This window comes from Micromonospora sp. NBRC 110009, assembly GCF_030518795.1.
Lineage (GTDB): Bacteria > Actinomycetota > Actinomycetes > Mycobacteriales > Micromonosporaceae > Micromonospora.
In genome coordinates this window covers 359,497-375,798 of record NZ_CP130427.1, presented here as the reverse complement: position 1 = coordinate 375,798, position 16,302 = coordinate 359,497, and the positions used below count along the sequence as shown (strand labels likewise).

At 69.0% G+C, this 16,302-nt stretch carries 17 protein-coding genes; 7 read left to right on the top strand and 10 right to left on the bottom strand.

Going from position 1 to position 16,302, the window contains the following annotated elements; genetic code table 11:
• Positions 1-83 precede the first annotated feature (83 nt).
• The 5 genes from Q2K19_RS01740 to Q2K19_RS01720 all read right to left on the bottom strand — a co-directional run bounded on the left by Q2K19_RS01740 (position 84) and on the right by Q2K19_RS01720 (position 4,064).
• Positions 84-1,061 (bottom strand): NAD(P)H-quinone oxidoreductase, encoded by a 978-nt coding sequence (locus Q2K19_RS01740; RefSeq protein WP_302767026.1) that lies wholly within the window; start codon positions 1,059-1,061, stop codon positions 84-86.
• 19 nt (positions 1,062-1,080) lie between these two features.
• Positions 1,081-2,067, bottom strand: a complete 987-nt coding sequence (locus Q2K19_RS01735; protein WP_302767025.1) for a transketolase family protein — start codon at positions 2,065-2,067, stop codon at positions 1,081-1,083.
• Positions 2,064-2,915 carry a transketolase gene (locus Q2K19_RS01730; protein ID WP_302767024.1) on the bottom strand — a complete coding sequence of 284 codons (852 nt, stop codon included), beginning with the start codon at positions 2,913-2,915 and terminating at the stop codon, positions 2,064-2,066. Before Q2K19_RS01730 ends, Q2K19_RS01735 begins: the two co-directional genes overlap by 4 nt.
• Complete coding sequence (locus tag Q2K19_RS01725; RefSeq protein WP_302767023.1) at positions 2,912-3,166, bottom strand: cupin domain-containing protein; 255 nt, start codon at positions 3,164-3,166, stop codon at positions 2,912-2,914. The genes Q2K19_RS01730 and Q2K19_RS01725 overlap by 4 nt, the downstream gene beginning before the upstream one ends.
• 142 nt (positions 3,167-3,308) lie before the next feature.
• Complete coding sequence (locus Q2K19_RS01720) at positions 3,309-4,064, bottom strand: IclR family transcriptional regulator (RefSeq protein WP_302767020.1); 756 nt, start codon at positions 4,062-4,064, stop codon at positions 3,309-3,311.
• Positions 4,065-4,338: 274 nt separating this feature from the next.
• On the opposite strand from Q2K19_RS01720, the gene Q2K19_RS01715 reads away from it, so the two are divergent.
• The 7 genes from Q2K19_RS01715 to Q2K19_RS01685 are packed head-to-tail and all read left to right on the top strand — an operon-like array spanning position 4,339 to position 11,316.
• Positions 4,339-5,517 carry an ABC transporter substrate-binding protein gene (locus Q2K19_RS01715; RefSeq protein ID WP_302767018.1) on the top strand — a complete coding sequence of 393 codons (1,179 nt, stop codon included), beginning with the start codon at positions 4,339-4,341 and terminating at the stop codon, positions 5,515-5,517.
• Positions 5,517-6,431 carry an ABC transporter permease gene (locus Q2K19_RS01710; protein ID WP_302767017.1) on the top strand — a complete coding sequence of 305 codons (915 nt, stop codon included), beginning with the start codon at positions 5,517-5,519 and terminating at the stop codon, positions 6,429-6,431. Before Q2K19_RS01715 ends, Q2K19_RS01710 begins: the two co-directional genes overlap by 1 nt.
• Before the next feature lie 5 nt (positions 6,432-6,436).
• The gene (locus Q2K19_RS01705; protein ID WP_302767015.1) at positions 6,437-7,246 is read left to right on the top strand and encodes an ABC transporter permease; all 810 of its coding nucleotides are present in this window, start codon (positions 6,437-6,439) and stop codon (positions 7,244-7,246) included.
• A complete protein-coding gene (locus Q2K19_RS01700; RefSeq protein WP_302767013.1) occupies positions 7,243-8,301 on the top strand; it encodes an ABC transporter ATP-binding protein in 1,059 nt (352 codons plus the stop codon). The genes Q2K19_RS01705 and Q2K19_RS01700 overlap by 4 nt, the downstream gene beginning before the upstream one ends.
• Positions 8,302-8,337: 36 nt before the next feature.
• A complete protein-coding gene (locus tag Q2K19_RS01695; protein ID WP_302767011.1) occupies positions 8,338-8,952 on the top strand; it encodes a hypothetical protein in 615 nt (204 codons plus the stop codon).
• Positions 8,953-8,977: 25 nt separating this feature from the next.
• Complete coding sequence (locus Q2K19_RS01690; protein WP_302767008.1) at positions 8,978-9,787, top strand: SDR family NAD(P)-dependent oxidoreductase; 810 nt, start codon at positions 8,978-8,980, stop codon at positions 9,785-9,787.
• 20 nt (positions 9,788-9,807) lie between these two features.
• Positions 9,808-11,316 (top strand): NAD-dependent succinate-semialdehyde dehydrogenase, encoded by a 1,509-nt coding sequence (locus Q2K19_RS01685; RefSeq protein WP_302767006.1) that lies wholly within the window; start codon positions 9,808-9,810, stop codon positions 11,314-11,316.
• A gap of 150 nt (positions 11,317-11,466) precedes the next feature.
• On the opposite strand, the gene Q2K19_RS01680 is transcribed toward Q2K19_RS01685, so the two are convergent.
• The 5 genes from Q2K19_RS01680 to Q2K19_RS01660 form a co-directional block, all read right to left on the bottom strand.
• Complete coding sequence (locus Q2K19_RS01680; protein WP_302767005.1) at positions 11,467-12,435, bottom strand: LysR family transcriptional regulator; 969 nt, start codon at positions 12,433-12,435, stop codon at positions 11,467-11,469.
• Positions 12,436-12,484: 49 nt separating this feature from the next.
• Positions 12,485-13,819: an ABC transporter permease gene (locus tag Q2K19_RS01675; protein WP_302767003.1), complete on the bottom strand. Its 1,335-nt coding sequence runs from the start codon at positions 13,817-13,819 to the stop codon at positions 12,485-12,487.
• 70 nt (positions 13,820-13,889) lie between these two features.
• The gene (locus Q2K19_RS01670) at positions 13,890-14,594 is read right to left on the bottom strand and encodes an ABC transporter ATP-binding protein (RefSeq protein ID WP_302767001.1); all 705 of its coding nucleotides are present in this window, start codon (positions 14,592-14,594) and stop codon (positions 13,890-13,892) included.
• Positions 14,591-15,595, bottom strand: a complete 1,005-nt coding sequence (locus Q2K19_RS01665) for an efflux RND transporter periplasmic adaptor subunit (protein WP_302766999.1) — start codon at positions 15,593-15,595, stop codon at positions 14,591-14,593. Before Q2K19_RS01665 ends, Q2K19_RS01670 begins: the two co-directional genes overlap by 4 nt.
• A 294-nt stretch (positions 15,596-15,889) precedes the next feature.
• Positions 15,890-16,300 carry an SRPBCC family protein gene (locus Q2K19_RS01660; protein WP_302766998.1) on the bottom strand — a complete coding sequence of 137 codons (411 nt, stop codon included), beginning with the start codon at positions 16,298-16,300 and terminating at the stop codon, positions 15,890-15,892.
• Positions 16,301-16,302 lie beyond the last annotated feature (2 nt).

Here is a 16,302-nt window from a genome sequence, read left to right as displayed (position 1 = left end):
CAGGTGCTGTCGGGTTGGCGGGCGACTGTCCGGTGCAGACTGCCCGCTCCGCCGCACGAGGCGTGCGGAGCGGGCAGTTCCTGTCAGGCGCCGAAATCCAGAAGGATCTTGCCGACCTTGCCCTTACCCTCGAGCCGCTCGAAGGCCGACGTCACCTGCTCGGCGGGGAAGATCTGGTCGATGACCGGCCGGACCCGTCCGCTCGCGAGGGCGGGCAGTACCTCCCGTTCGAAGGCGCGGACAGCGTCTGCCTTCTGCTCGATGGGCCGCGCCCGGAGGACGGTTCCCTGCATCCGTACCCGCTTTTGCATCAGCCGCAGCAGGGGGATCTGCACGTCGCTACCCGCACCGACGCCGACGATGATGATCCGTCCGCGTACGGCGACCGCGTCGAGGTTCCCCGGGAAGTGGGGGGCACCCACCAGCTCCAGGATGACGTCGGCGCCTCGACCGCCCGTGAGTTCGGCGACCTCGGTCGCGAAGGTGGCGTCGTGGACGACCTCCGCGCCGAGCGCCTTCACCGCCTGGTGCGACGACTCGCTGCGCACCACACCGATGACCCGCGCACCGGCCGCGAGCCCGATCTGCACGGCGGCGCTGCCGACGCCACCGGCGGCTCCGTGAACCAGGAGGGTCTCGCCCATCTGCAGCCCGGCCTGCGACCGGATCGCGTCGTGCGCGGTCATGTACGCCTCCGGCACCGCCGCTGCGTCGGCGTCGGACAGCGAGTCCGGAACGCGGGCCAGGTGCCGCTCGTTGACGATCACCCCGTTGGCGAGGCCGCCGCCACCCACGAGGCCGAACACCCGGTCGCCGGGCTGCCACGTGGTGACCGCGTCACCGACGGCCTCGACGACGCCCGACACCTCGAGCCCCGGAATGTCCGCCGGGCTGCCCGGCGGGGCCGGGTAGATGCCGGTGCGCTGCTGCGCGTCGGCCGGGTTCATTCCGGCGTAGCGGACGCGGACCCGAACGTCGTTGCCGGTCGGGATCGGGTCGGGCCGCTCGACGAGGTCAATGACCTCGTTGCCGCCCGCCCCGGTGAAGACAACCGCCCTCATGACTGATCAACCTTTCCGTTCACGCGTTCAGGAAGCGCAGGGCTACCTGCGCGATGCCCTCGGCATCCAGCTCGTAGTGCCGGTAGAGGTGCGTCGGTGGTCCGATCAGGCTGTACTCGTCCTTGATGCCGTGCCGGTGCAGCTTGGTGGCCACCCCCTCCTCGGTGAGCACCTCGGCGACGGCGCCGCCCAGCCCGCCGAGCACGTTGTGCTCCTCGACGGTCATGAGCCGGCGCGCCCGCGCCGCCGCCAGCACGGCGTCGCGGTCCAGCGGCTTCACCGTGTGCATGTCGAGCACACCCACCGAGATGCCCTTGGCGCGGAGCAGCTCGGCCGCCGCCAGCGTCGGGTGCACCGACGACCCGGTGGCGATGAGCATCAGGTCGCTGCCGTCCCCGTGCTTGATGGCGCGGCCCAGCTCGAACTCGCAGCCGTCCTCGTAGATGATCGGGTCGCGACCGCGGCTGGCGCGGAAGTAGATCGGGCCGGGGTGGTTCACCGTGGCGCGGATCGCCGCGTGGAACTGGGCCGGGTCCGACGGAGCGACCACGGTCATGTTGGCCATGCTGCGCATGATGGCCAGGTCCTCGGTGGCGTGGTGCGAGGTGCCGTAGAAGCCGAGGCTGATGCCGGCGTGGTGGCCGATGAGGCGGACCGGCTGGTTGCAGTAGGCCAGGTCGGTGCGGATCTGCTCGCAGCACAGCAGCGCCAGGAACGACGCGAACGTCGCGGTGTACGGCAGCACGCCCGTCGTCGCCAGCCCGGCCGACGCCGACACCATGTTCTGCTCGGAGATGCCGAACTGCAGGAACCGCTCCGGGTGCTTCTCCTGGAAGCGCACCAGCCCGTTGGAGTACTTGAGGTCGGCGGTGGCGACCGCGATGTTGTGTCCCTCGTCGGTCAGCTCGATGAGGGCCTGCGAGATGGCGGCGAACCCGGGCGCCTGGTCCAGCAGCATGAGCAGGTGCCAGGAGTCGGGGTGCAGCTCGGGCTCGGTGGTGGTCACGCGTTGCTCCTCAGGTGCGCGAGGGCGAGTTTCTCGTCGGAGGGATGCAGGTAGCCGAGGTGCCAGCCGAACTGCGTCTCCATGTAGGGGATGCCCTTGCCCTTGACGGTGTGGGCCACGATGACGGTCGGCTTGCCGTCGTGGCTGGCGGCGGTCGCCTCGCGCAGGGCCTGCAGCACCTGCGGCACGTCGTGGCCGTCGATGTCGATCGTGTTCCAGCCGAACGCCTGCCACTTGTCCAGCACCGGCTCGATGCCGATGACGTCGTCTACCTTGCCGTCGAGGCTGTACTCGTTGCGGTCGACGATCGCGATGAGGTTGCCGGTGCGGTGGTGGGCCGCGGACAGCGCCGCCTCCCACACCTGGCCCTCGTGCTGCTCGCCGTCGCCGAGCAGGACGAAGACGTTGTAGTCGATGTTGTTGAGCCGGCCGCCGAGGGCCATGCCGAGGCCTGCGGACAGGGCGTGGCCGAGCGAGCCGGAGCTGAAGTCGATGCCCGGTACCTTGCGCATGTCCGGGTGGTCGCCGAGCGGGTTGCCGAGGCGGGTGTACTCGTCGAGGACCGACTTGTCGAAGAAGCCGTACTCGGCGAGGAACGGGTAGAGCGCGATCGCCGCGTGGCCCTTGCCGAAGAGGAAGCGGTCGCGTTCCTTCCACTGCGGCTCACCCGGCTTCAGCCGCATGATCCCGCCGTAGTAGAGGGTCGCGAGGATCTCGGCGCACGAGAAGGCCGAGGCGTAGTGCCCGGTCTTCGCGATGCCGGTCAGGCGCACCGTCTCCTCGCGGGCGAAGAGCGCCTTCTCCTTGATGCGGGCGATCAGCTCGCCGTCGTCGGCTGCTGCACTCACTGGTTCTCCTCCACGAATTCCGGAACCTGTCCCTCGACCGGGGGAGGCGACAGGGAGCACACGATCTCGAGCGTTTCCGAGCCGTCGTTGACCTGTCCGTGTACGCGGTTCGCCGCGATGTAGACGGACAGTCCGGGCTCGAGGCGGATCGGCTCGTGGCCCTCGAGATACATCAGGCCGGTGCCGCGCACCACGTAATAGGCCTCTTCGTAGTCGTGCCGATGGCGGCGGACCTGCTGGCCCGGCTGCATGACGCACAGCGAAACGCCAACTCCGACGGAGCCCACGGTCTTCGGATGCACCAGTCGGTAGACCGGTGCCCCGAGTGCGAGGAACTCTCGTCCCTGATCACGACGTACGACGGGGGTTGAGCCGTCAGCCAAAGCGTTTCTCCTAACTGGAGTGGCCGAGCGAGCGGGAGACCTCTGCGGCGGCCTCTCGCACCATCGACACATGTCGCTGCCGGTTGTCGCCGAGCAGCACGGGGGATACGCCGGCCAGGGACAGCGCGGCGCTGACCCTGCCGGTGTGGTTGAAGACGGGAGCGGCGATCGACGCGATGCCGGGGGTGACGTCCTCGTCGCTGATGACGATTCCCGCGTTCGCGTCGGCCGCGAGGGACTGCCGCACCAGCTCGGGGGTGTTCAGGGTCTTGCCGGTGTAGGTGCTGAGCGGTGCGCGGAACAGGTACTCGTCCCAGAGGGCTTCGCCCCCGAAGGCGAGGAGGGCCCGCGGTGCGCCGCCGACGTGCAGCGGCAGCCGGCCGCCGAGCCTGAGCTCGAGGATCTGGACCCGCGCGCCGTCGATGCGCTCGATGCACACCGCCTCGAGCCCCTGACGGACGCACAGGAAGACCGTTTCGCCGGTCTGCTCGTGCAGCCGCTCCATGACGGGAAGCGCCGCCTGGCGCTCGTCGAACCGCTGGGCAACAGCCGCGCCCAGCCGGAACACCTTGAGGCCGAGCCGATATTGCCCACGCCGCCCACCTGGCTCCACCCACCCGAGTTCCTGCATGCTCTCGAGGAGGCGGTACACACTCGTACGCGGCTCTTCCAGTGCCTCGATGAGCGCGGCGATCGGCATCTCGCCCTGGTCGGCGAGCAGTTCCAGCACCCGGTCGGCCTTGCTGAGCACATTCACCGGCGGCATGACGTCTCCCGTTGTCCCGCGTGGCGGTCAGACTGACCGTAGAGCGGGACTATAGCGGAGCGCCGAGGTGGCTGTACAGACCATTGTGCACACCTGTTTCCGAGCCGCCGTAGCCGAACCGTTGCAGGTGGCATCGGTGCGTACGCCGCATCTGGGCGCGAGTGTCGGGATCTTGGGCGGGCGGGCTGCAAGAAAGTTTGTACCGCCCTATGGACAACCAGTCCGTGCGGTGGAACAGTACTGCCACCGAGTCGATGTGTGACAGGAGATACACATGGCTGAGATGCCGATGAACGCGCAGGGTCTGACCCGCCGCGGTCTGCTGCGCCGGGGAGGGCTCCTCGCCGCCCTCGCCGTGTCCGCGCCGACCCTCCTGGCCGCCTGCGGCGACGGGAAGTCCGCAGCGGTGCCCGCAGTGGGTGACAAGGTCGGTGGCGCGCTGAACTTCCTGTCCTGGGAGGGCTACGACCTCACCGGATCGCAGAAGATGAAGGCGTGGCAGGGCGCGAAGAGCGTCAAGGTCAACCCCACCTACATCTCGACGAGTGACGACATCCTCGCCAAGATCAAGTCTGGCTCCAGTGTCGGCTACGACCTGATCACCTATTACCAAGCGTATGGACCCCTGTACTCCAAGAAGCCGTTGGAGATCATCGAGCCGCTCGACCTGGCGCACATCCCGAACGCCGCGAAGCTCTTCCCGTTCTTCCGCGAGGGGGACGCCGCAGCGAAGTTCTGGAACATCGAGGGCAAGCAGTGGGGCATCCCGATGTTCTGGAGCGCCACCACGCTCGACTACCGCACCGACCGCATGCCGAAGCCCGAGTCGTGGCTCGACCTGCTGAAGCCGGAGTTCAAGGGCAAGATTGGCTGGGTCCCGGACGCGACGGCCGCGTTCACTCTCGGCGGCCGGATCCTCGGCTTCGACGTCCCCAACTACACGCAGGACCAGTTCAAGCAGATCGTCGACCTGCTCCGCCGGTTCCGCGGACAGATCAACGGGTTCGCGCCGTCCTTCGGTGACCTCACCAACCAGCTGGTCAGCGGTGAGGTGATCGCCTCCTTCGCCGGCTGGTCCACCGTCGGGCTCTGGGCCGGCGACAAGGGCGCCAAGGTGGAGAGCATCATCCCGAAGGAGGGCACCTACACCTCCTGCGACGCGTGGGCGGTGCCGAAGACGACCGGCAACCGCGACACCGCGTACGCCTGGGTCAACCAGGCCCTCTCGCCGGAGGTGCAGGCGGAGGCCGCGGTCGCGCTCGGCACGGCCGTGACCTCGCCCGAGGCGGTCAAGTTGCTGCCCGCCAAGCAGCAGAAGCTCTACCCCTACGACAACCTCGACGAGTTCTTCACTCGCGCCCCGGTCTTCGGTTTTCCCGACAAGGGGCGGTCCGGGATCGTGCAGCACGAGGAGTGGCTCAGCGAGTGGTCGAACATCCAGGGAGGCGCGTGATGGCCGTCGCGGTCGCACCGCCTCAAGCGGACGTCGCCACGGCACCACCCCCCGCACCGGCTCGCCGCCGCGGGTGGCTGCTGACCCTGCCGGCGGTTGTCGTCCTGGGCTTCCTCCTGGTGGCTCCCTTCCTGGTGTTCACCGTCTACGCCTTCCTGCAGGGCGGGTTCTACGAGGTGACGGGCGCCGTCACCCTGTCGAACTTCACCTCGGCCGTGGGTTCGGAACTGACTCGTCGGCTCACGCTGAACGCCCTGGAGGTCGGGTTCGTCACCGCGGTCCTGAGCCTGGCGATCGGGGTGCCGCTCGCGTACGCGATTCGCTACCGCGCCGGGCGGATGGAGTACCCGCTGCTGGCGCTCGTGGTGTTCTCGATGTTCACCAGCTACCTCGTGCGGATCTACGCGTGGCGGGTGATCCTCGGTAACAACGGGCTGTTTGTGCAGCTCCTCGGACCGATCGGCCTTGCCCCGCGGGACGGGTCACTGCTGTTCTCGAAGCCGGCGGTTGTCGCCGCGCTGGTCCACATCTTCGTGCCGTACGTCGCTCTGGTCGCCTATGCCGCGTTCCGCAACATCCCCGGCGACTTCTTCGACCTGGCCGCCGACCTCGGCGCCGGTCGGGTGCAGCGGTGGCGCCGAGTGGTCCTGCCGCTCGTGGCGCCGGCGGCGGCCTCCGGCTTCCTCTACACCTTCGTACTGGCCGCCAGCGACTACGTCACCCCGCAGTTCCTCGGCGGAACGGACGGGAACATGGTCGGCCTGCAGATCTCGCAGCAGTTCACCCAGTTCGGCAACTACCCGCTCGGGGCGGCGACCTCGATCATCGTGCTGCTGCTGTTCATGTTCGCCTATGCCGTCGTGACCGGTGTCCTGCGCGCGCTGGGCCTGAACTCCGTGGTGATCAAGGGATGAGCGCCATGAGTCTTCTGCGCAGCAGGCGCCGGGCACCGGGTCTCTACCTGGCCGCCGTCCTGGCCTTCCTGTACCTGCCGATCGCGGTCGTCGTGCTGTTCTCGTTCAACTCCAGCAGCACCCTGAACCTCCCGATCAAGGGCTTCTCGCTGCGCTGGTACGAGGCGGTGCTGACCGACGGGACCTACACCTCGGCCCTGCGGAACAGCCTGATCGTGGCGGTGGCCAGCGCGGTCGTCACCACCGTCCTGGGCACCCTGGCGGCGTTCGGACTGACCCACGTGCCCCACCGGCTACGCCCGTGGCTCGCGGTGCTGTTCTTCGCGCCCATCACCCTTCCCGGCCTGTTCCTCGGGTTGTCGCTGCTGGCGTGGTTCGCCAAGCTCGACATCGAGCTCTCGCTGTGGACCGTCGCCGCCGCGCACGTCGTCTACACGTTCCCGTACTTCCTGCTCGTCGCCCAGTCCGTGCTGGACCGGATCGACCCGCAGTACGACGAGTTGGCGGCCGACCTGGGGGCGTCGTCGCTGCTGAGGTTCACGAGGGTCACGCTGCCGATGACGTGGCCGGTGCTCGTCGCCGGCGGCATGCTCGCCTTCGTCCTGAGCTTCGACGAATTCTTCATCACCTTCTTCGTCATCGGCCCCCAGAGCACGGTGCCGCTCGTCATCTACTCAGCGATGCGTCGCGCGATCGACCCGTCGATCAACGCGTTCGCGACCCTCCTCCTGCTCGTCACCTTCCTGTCCGGCGTCGTGATCGCCGTCGTGGCACGGGTGGGCAGGGCTGCACGAAAGGGAGTCAAGGCCTCGTGAATACCGTTCTCAGCCTGACGGGCATCACCAAGAGCTTCGGCAAGGTGCCGATCCTGCACGGCGTCGACCTCGAGGTCCACGACGGTGAGATCCTGTCGCTGTTGGGTCCGAGCGGATGCGGCAAGACAACCATGCTGCGCATCATCGGCGGATTCGAACGGCCCGACCGTGGCCGCGTGGTCCTCGCCGGCAAGGACATCACCGACGTGCCACCGCACCGCCGGCCGGTCAACATCGTCTTCCAGCGCTACCTGCTCTTTCCGCACCTGTCGGTCTTCGACAACGTCGCCTTCGGGCTGCGCATCGACAAGGTCGGCAAGCAGGACATCGAGCGACGCGTGCGGGAGGCGCTCGAGTTGGTCGGGCTGGCGGATCTCGCCGACCGGCGCGCGACCCAGCTCAGCGGCGGCCAGTCGCAGCGGATCAGCCTGGCCCGGGCGCTGGTGAAGCGCCCCAAGGTGCTGCTGCTCGACGAGCCGCTCTCGGCACTGGACCAGAAGGTCCGGATCACCATGCAGGCCGAGCTGAGGCGCATCCACCGGGAGACCGGTACCACCTTCGTCTACGTCACGCACGACCAGCAGGAGGCCATGTCGCTGTCGAACCGGGTCGTGGTGATGAACGCCGGCCGCATCGAGCAGATCGGCACGCCCGCGGAGGTCTACCACCGATCGGCCACCAAGTTCGTCTCCGGTTTCGTCGGTGACGCGAACCTGATGGCCGTCGAGGCCCTCGACAGCGCGACGGACGGCACCGAGGTGAAGGTCGTCGAGACCGGGCAGCGCCTGCGGCTGCGGCAGACGCTGCCGCAGCGCAACGCGACCCTGGTGGTACGTCCCGAGCTCCTTCGGCTCTCGACGTCCGCCGACGACGGCCTCGCCGGCACCATCACGGACATCGCGTTCCTCGGATCCTGCGTCCAGTTCCACGTCGACCTCGGCGGCACGACCCTGCGCGTACAGGAGCCGGTGGGTGGCGCACCCCTGACGCACGACGTCGGCGACACCGTACGCGTCGTCCTCCCCGACCACCCCGTGCACGTCCTCACCGACTGACCGCATCCCTAAAGAGCAGAGCAGGAGGCGTACCACATGATCGTCTACATCGAATACATCTCCCGCCGTCCGGGCATCTCCATCGAGCACTTCCACGCCATCGCCGGCGCCGGGCAGACGGGATGGGCCAACCAGTACGGCGCCGACGAGCTGGTGGTGAACCTGGGACGGACCTGGCGGATCGGCCCGGAGCCGGAGTACCTCGCCGTGTGGCTGAACCGCAAGGCGGGTGTTGAGCTGCTGGGCGAGTGGGAGCGGGCCTTCCGGTCCGGCGAGGCCGACGCGTTCGAGAAGCCCATGGAGGTGGTCGGCCGGCTGGACCGCGCGGGCTTCTACCGGCCGCTGCGGGAGCCGGTCGCCGGCCGGGTCGGTCCCTACTACGCCGAGTACCTCGATTTCGCCCCCGGCGTCACGCCCGACGAGGTCGCCGCCTTCTTCGACAAGCGGGCGGGCGAGCACCCCGCACTGCAGTTGCACGTCGTCGCCGACCGAATCGGCCACCTCGGCCCTGACCCGCGCTGCATCGCCGTGTGGGGCCTGCCGGACTACGCACACCTGGACGAGATCGCCACCGAGCTGCAGGACGTGACGGCACCAGTCGTGCTCCGTACCGCTGGCGTCTACGCGAACCTCGGCGAAGAGATCCTCTAGCCCCGACGCTCGGGAGGCGGACATCATGCGATTCGAAGGTAAGAACGCCCTGGTCACCGGTGCCAGTAACGGCATCGGTGCGGCCATCGCCGAGCGGCTGGCGGCCGAGGGCGCAGCCCTGTGCCTGCTCGCCGCACCGCAGGACGAGGCCCACCTCAAGGAGGTGGCGGAGAAGCTGCGCGCCGAGTTCGGGGCGCAGGTCGTCACGGTCACCGGCGACGTCGGTGACGCCGACACCGCGGAGCGGGCCCTGCAGGCGGCGTGCGACGCGTTCGGCGGCGTCGACCTGCTGGCCAGCAACGCCGGCATCGGCATCTGGGAGAACGTGCTCGACAGCCCGATCGAGGACTTCGACCGGGTGATGCGGGTCAACACCCGCGGCCAGTACGCCGTGACGACCGCCGTCGCCCGGCACATGAGCCGGCGCGGGGGCGGGGCCATGGTCCTGACCGCGTCGACCGCCTCCCTCCTCGGCGAGGAAGGGCAGATCATCTACAACACGTCCAAGGGCGCCGTCATGGCGCTCGCCCGGTCGCTCGCCGTCGACCTGGCCCGGTACGGCATCCGGGTCAACGCCCTCGCACCCGGTTGGGTCCGCACCCGGGCGACCGTTCAGGAAGTGGACGACGTCGCGATCTGGAGCAAGCACCGGACCCGGATTCCGCTCGACCGTCCGGGTGAGCCGGCGGAGATGGCGGCCGTGGCCTGCTTCCTGCTCAGCGACGACGCCTCGTACATGACCGGCTCGGTCGTGATGTGCGACGGCGGACTCACCGCCGGCTACCGGGCGAGCGACTGGGAAGCGGTGGAGCGACCGCTGTCCCCCCGTATCTGACAAGCGACACGGAGGACGAAGTGAGTCGGTCGGCCATCGAAGAGGGCGCACGCACCTTCCTCAACCCCTCGAAGGAAGACGAGCGGGCAGTCGTCGAGGCGGTGCAGAAGGAACTCCTGATCGCCGGGCGGTGGCGACCGGCGACAGGTGGACGCCAGTTGCCGGTGCACGACCCGTCAACCGGTGAGGTGCTGTGCCACGTGGCGGATGCGGGTTCGGCCGATGCGCTGGCCGCGCTTGACGCGGCCGCCGCAGCCCAGGCGAGCTGGGCCAGCTGCCCGCCGCGGGAGCGCTCGGAGCTCCTTCGACGCGCGTTCGAGCAGCTCATCGCCCGGGCTGACGAGCTCGCCCTGCTGATGACCCTCGAGATGGGTAAGCCGCTCGCCGAGTCGAAGGCGGAGATCGTCTACGCGGCGGAGTTCCTGCGCTGGTTCTCCGAGGAGGCCGTGCGGATCGACGGGCGCTACGCCGTCGCGCCGAACGGGCAGGGCCGGCTGATGGTGATGAAGCAGCCGGTCGGGCCGTGCCTGCTGATCACGCCGTGGAACTTTCCGATGGCGATGGGCACGCGCAAGATCGGGCCCGCGATCGCCGCCGGGTGCACCATGGTCGTCAAGCCGGCCCGTGAAACGCCGCTCTCGATGCTCGCGCTGGCCGAGATCCTGGCCGACAGCGGCCTGCCCGACGGTGTCCTGAATGTGATCACCACCTCCGCAGCGGGTGAGGTGACCGCACCGCTGATCACCGATCCGCGGCTACGCAAGATGTCGTTCACCGGGTCGACGGAGGTCGGTCGGACCCTCATCGCTCAGTCGGCCCAACAGGTGCTCCGCGTCTCGATGGAACTCGGCGGCAACGCGCCGTTCATCGTCTTCGACGACGCCGACCTGGACGCCGCCGTCGAAGGAGCGATGATCGCGAAGATGCGGAACATCGGGGAAGCCTGCACGGCCGCGAACCGGTTCCTCGTCGCCGAGTCCGTCGCGGCCGACTTCGCCCAACGCCTGGCCGAACGGATGAGCGGGCTCAGGGTCGGCCGAGGCACCGAACCCGGCGTCCAGGTCGGCCCGCTGATCACCGCGAAGGCGCGCGACAACATGCGGGCCTTCGTCGCAGACGCGGCTCAGCGCGGCGGTCGGGTGCTCGCGGGCGGCAACGCTCTCGAAGAGAGTGGCTACTACTTCCAGCCCACGGTCGTCGCCGACGTGGACCCGGGGGCCCGGGTATTCACGGACGAGATCTTCGGTCCCATCGCACCGATCGCGTCATTCTCGACCGAACAGGAGGCGCTGGCGATCGCGAACTCCACGCAGTACGGCCTCGCCGCCTACGTGTACACCTCCGACATGCGGCGTAGCTTCCGCGTGGTCGAGGCGCTGGAGTTCGGGATGGTCGGCCTCAACCAAGGCATTGTGTCCAACCCCGCAGCCCCATTCGGCGGGATGAAGCAGTCCGGGGTCGGGCGGGAGGGCGGCCGAGAAGGCATCGAAGAGTACCTGGAAACCAAATACGTCGCCGCAAACGTGTAGGCCGAGGGTCAGTAGGACCTGCTCAGCCGAGGTGAGCAGGCCGTCGGCAGGCTGCGCGAACTGTGTGATGCCGGCGCCGGCGCCGGTGTCCTCTCGCTGGCGAGCGGGTTGAGTGAGCCATGTTGGTGGTGCACCGGCACAAAACGACTGTCAGTGGCGGGTGTGCGCGATGTCGCCGGCGCTGCGGCGTGGTGTCGTTGCCCAGGACGGGAGCCAGGCCGTCTCGGGGAGCGGTGTCAGTGTTGTGAAGTGGTCGATGATCGCCCGAAGTCCCGGGTGCGGGTTCGTTCTGGGGAAGATGAGGGAGAGCGGGTAGGCGAGCGTCGGGTTCACGATCGGGATGCGGCGTAGGTCGTGGTTCGTCGGCCAGATGTACCGGTCGCGCGAGCCGACGAGGGTGGCCACGTCGGCGGAGTCCGCGAGGGCGTCGAGGAGTACCTCGTTACCGAAGTTCGGGCCCGCCGCGTCGATGCGGAGGTCGAAGGCGGTGGCGAGCTGATCGTAGAACTCTGCCCACTCGCTTCGCGGCACGATACCCGGCACCCAGATCCGAAGCTTGCGCAGCTGGGGTGATGTCAGTGTGCGCGCGGAGGCAAGCGGATGCCTGGGGCCGACGAGGAGTTCCAGCGGGGAGTCGAAGGCGTGGATCATTTGCACGTCGCACGGCAGCGTGGCCGGATCGGTGACGGTGCGGAACGAGGCGTCGATATCGCCTGCCTGGACGGCGGCGGCCGCCGCGTGAGGGTCGTTGACCCTGAGGGTCACCACGTCGAGGTCAGTTTCGGGATGCGACCGCCAATAGTCGTGCAGAACGACGGCCTGCGCGCTTCGCAGGCCTAGAACGTCGATCCGAAGGGCCCGCGAGCCCGGCCTGACCGCGGTGACGGCACGATCAACACCCGCGACGATACTGCGTGCGTGGGGGAGGAATGCCTGGCCGTCGAGCGTCAGTTCGACCCCTCGGGCGGTACGGGTGAACAGGCGGACCTCCAGCTCGCGCTCCAGGGCGGCGACCCGCTTCGAGACCGCCTGCTGGGTCACGCCCAGCTCGTCGGCCGCATGTTGCAACTGGCCGAGCTCGGCTGCGCGGACGAACGATCGCACTGCCTCGGTATCCACCGGTCCAGCCTAGGCCCGCCCAACTGATCGTTGTGGCTGGCGCGACGCCTCAGGCGCGCATGACGGTGGCGATCGGGATGCGGGCGGCGCGGATGGCCGGGATGAGGCCGCCGAGCAGTCCGGCGACCAGGCCGGCGATGACCCCCGCGACCCCTGCCTGCCACGGAAACACGAGGTCCTGCAGGAACTGCTCCCGGTCGCCGAACAGCATGCTGACTGCGGTTAGTGCGAGCGCGGACACTCCGATGGCGGCGGCCGCGGTGAGGAGGCCGGTCAGGAGTGTCTCCGCGAGGACGATGCCGGCCAGCAGAGACCGTGAGGTGCCGACCGCGCGCCGCAGCGCGAATTCCTCGACCCGCTCTCCGACGGTCGCGAGCCCGACGTTGAGGATGCCGGCGACGCCGATGAGGAGGACCAGGCCGGCCATGCCGAGGAAGATCCAGCGGATGAGAGCGAGCTCCTTGGCGATGTCTTTCCGCGCTTGGATTGTCTCGAAATGGATCTGCTCGGCGGGTATTCCGCTGGCCGTGAGGCGGATCCGCAGCAGCTGCTCCAGGTCGCCTGCGGTGGGCGCGAGCATCACTTGCAGTCCGGGGCCGTAGTCGCCGCCGTTGCTCGCCTGGGGCACCCAGTTCTGCAGCTCATCGGCTCGGATGTAGGCGGTGGGCTGCGGATTGCCGTCGTCGATGACGCCGATGATGCGCGGTGTCGGGTTGGCGGTGGCCCCCTCGACGCGCATCTCGGCCGGCACCTGCTGGCGCGTGAACCCCTTGGCCGCCTCGAGGTTGATGACGATCCGGGGGGACAGCGACGGGTCGGAGGAGAAGTCCAGCCATTGGCCGGACACCGGCCGGAAGGGCCGGAACTGGCGAATGTCGCCGGTGAGCGTGTTGAGGCTCAGTTCGATCGCCTGGCCTGGCACGGGAACGGCCGGGGCGTCGCCGGCCGCCTTCATCGGCTGGCAGTAACCGCGAGGGTCGCAGTACATGTCGCCGCCACCGGGGCCCACGAACTGTCCGCCGCCCGGCTGGTCGAACGGGCCTCCACCGGGGTTGACCGGGCTGACGCCCGGCTCTCCGATGATCGCCTGGGTGGTGGAGACCGCCACCGCGTCCTTCCGCCCTTTCAGGGTGTCCTGGCTGATCTGGATGGTGTCGGCGTTACCCGGCAGGTAGGTCTGCCGGGTGCCGTCCTTGCCCATGTGCAGTTCCAGATCGGCCAGCCGGGCGTTTTTGGCGGTCTCCGCGCCCACCTGGACGACCACGACGGCCAGCACCCCCAGGAACAGGCTCACCATCGACAGGAGGGTGCGGGTCTTGCGGGCCCGGATGCCCTGACCACCGATGATCAGAGCCGAGCGGAACCGCCCAGAGAACCCGATCACGCGGCCACCCCGCTGCGCACAGCATCGGCCCGCACCGTGCCGACCTCCGCTTTGCGCCGTGCTGGCCCGCTCACCGAGGCACGCTCCTTGTGTCGGTAGCCGGGTGGAGCACCCCGTCGCTGAGGCGCAGCACCCGCTGCATCTTGTTGGCGTGGTCCCAGTCGTGGGTGACCAGGATCAGGCCACAGCCGCGGTCGGTCGCCGAGCGCATCACCTCGATCACCAGGTTGCCCGTCTCCGTGTCCAGCGCACCGGTGGGCTCGTCGGCCAGCAGCAAACGCGGCTCCCGCACCAGCGCCCGGGCGATCGCCACCCGCTGCTGCTCACCGCCGGACAGGCGGGCCGGCCGGTGCTTGGCGAGATGCGCGATGCCGACGCGGTCGAGGGCCGCCAGGGTCCGGGCGCTGCGTTTGCGGCGCGGCAGCCAGCCCTGGCCGTTGACCAGGGCCATCGCCACGTTCTGCGCAGCGGTCAGGTGCTTGAGCAGGAAGAACCGCTGGAACACGAAGCCGAACTCGGCACTGCGCAGAGCTGCCGCTCTGCGCTCCGACAGTCGGGTGATGTCCTGGCCATCCAGCAGATACTGTCCCTCGTCTGGCCGGTCGAAGAGGCCGATCAGGCTGAGCAGTGTGCTCTTGCCGGATCCCGAGCGTCCGACGATGGCCACGCTCTCACCACTGTCGACGGCCAAGTCGGTGCCGTCGAGGATGGCGCGTGGCGCCTTCTGGCCCTTGAGCGTCTTCGTGATGCCGCGGAGCTGCAGCAACGCCGTCATTTGCCGCCCACCGGAGCGGATGGGTCGCCCGCTAGGCCGGGTTTGGCGGGTGGGAGGTTGGGGCCGGGGACGGCGACCGTCTCGTCGCCGGTGAGACCGGACTTGATCTGCACGACCTTGCCGTCGCTGAGCCCGAGAACGACATCCCTGGTCTCCCGGCTACCGTCCGGCTTGACCACGTCCACCTTGCCCCGACCCTGCCCGCCGGCGACCGCTTCGACCGGGAGTACCAACGCCTTGGTGGCCCTCGCGGTCACCACCTCGAGCGTGGCGCTGGCGCCGTTGATCAGCTTCACGTTGGCGGGTGCGGTGCATACCAGGCGCATTCCGGTCGGCTCCGACGGCTCGGTCCTGTCCTGCTGGCTTGGGGGCGCCTGGACGACCGGCGGGGCGGATGGCTGGCCGGACGGCGCGGCGGACGGCGGCGCGGACGGCGGGTCCGGGATGGTGCCGGCGGGCAGGGCGGCGATAGTGCCGAGCACCTTGCACGGGAAAGGCCCGGGGCCGTTCTTGATCTGGGCCTGGACCGTCGCGAGAGCATCCGAGATCTGGTAAGCCTGGGCGCCGTCGATGTCGGCGACGAGCCCGTAGCCGACCTTCTTCGCCGACACGATGGGCATCCCGGCACTCACTTTAGAACCGTCGTCCACCAGCCGGCCGGCGAACACCGCACCCGCCGGGACCTCGATGCGGTGTGGTTTGCCGGACACCCAGACGCTCGCCACCCTCGTCGGCCTGGTCGGCGTACTCGGCGGCGTCCTGACATCGAGATACCGCACCCGCCCGGCGGCCGGGGCCACGATCCCGAACACCGGGTTCATGGTCACCTTGCCGGACAGGCTCACCTTGTTGGCAAGGTCCTGGCGGGTCGGCTGCACCGTGGTCATCGTCGTGCCCCGGGGCGCGAGACCGGGCGTCTCCGCCTGCGCGCTCGGCTCGCTGCAGCCGGCAGCGGCCGCCACGAACATCGCGAGGGCGCAGAGTGACAGAAGCCTTCGCACCGGTACCCCTAACTCGATCACTTCGGGCGTACGTCTGACAAGACGCGGAGGGTCGGCAATCGGTTGCCCACTGCGTGGGGCTAACTCGGCGACAATCGAACCGCCGAAGACTACCGCCGGCCATCCTGGTTCGCTGCCCCCGCACGGAAAGCAGATGTCTGGCAGATCCGCCAGCGATCCTGCCGTGGGCCGACGGCCTTGCGTCAGGCCCGGCGAGCGAGCGTAGGGCAGTCTGGGACGTAAGGAATCGCGAGGACGCCAACAGCCTTCCGCGTCCACCACGGTGAAGCTGGGTCAGCCGGCTGCGACGCCCAGCCGTCCGAGCCGGTGCTCCCAACCGGCGCGGTGGACGTCGATGAGAGTGGATGGCAGGCCGCGGTGCGTGAGCACGACCATCGTGTCGTCGCCGTCAGGGGTCAGCACGACCTCGACGGTCGATTCGCCGGGCGGCAGGGCGTCGTTGCCGGGGATGCCCCAGGTGAACACGACGCGGTACGGCGGCTCGACCGTGATGTAGGCGCCGCGGGCGACGACGTCACCCATGTCGAGCGAGAACACACCGCCGGGCTGCGGGTCGAGCTCAGCCCGGACGCCGATCCACTTGACGATGAGCGCCGGGTCGGTGAGGTACGGGAAGACAACCTCGGGCGGTGCCTTGATGTGCTCGGTCGCGACGATGATGTCGTTGCGGATCTCGGCGGTCACGG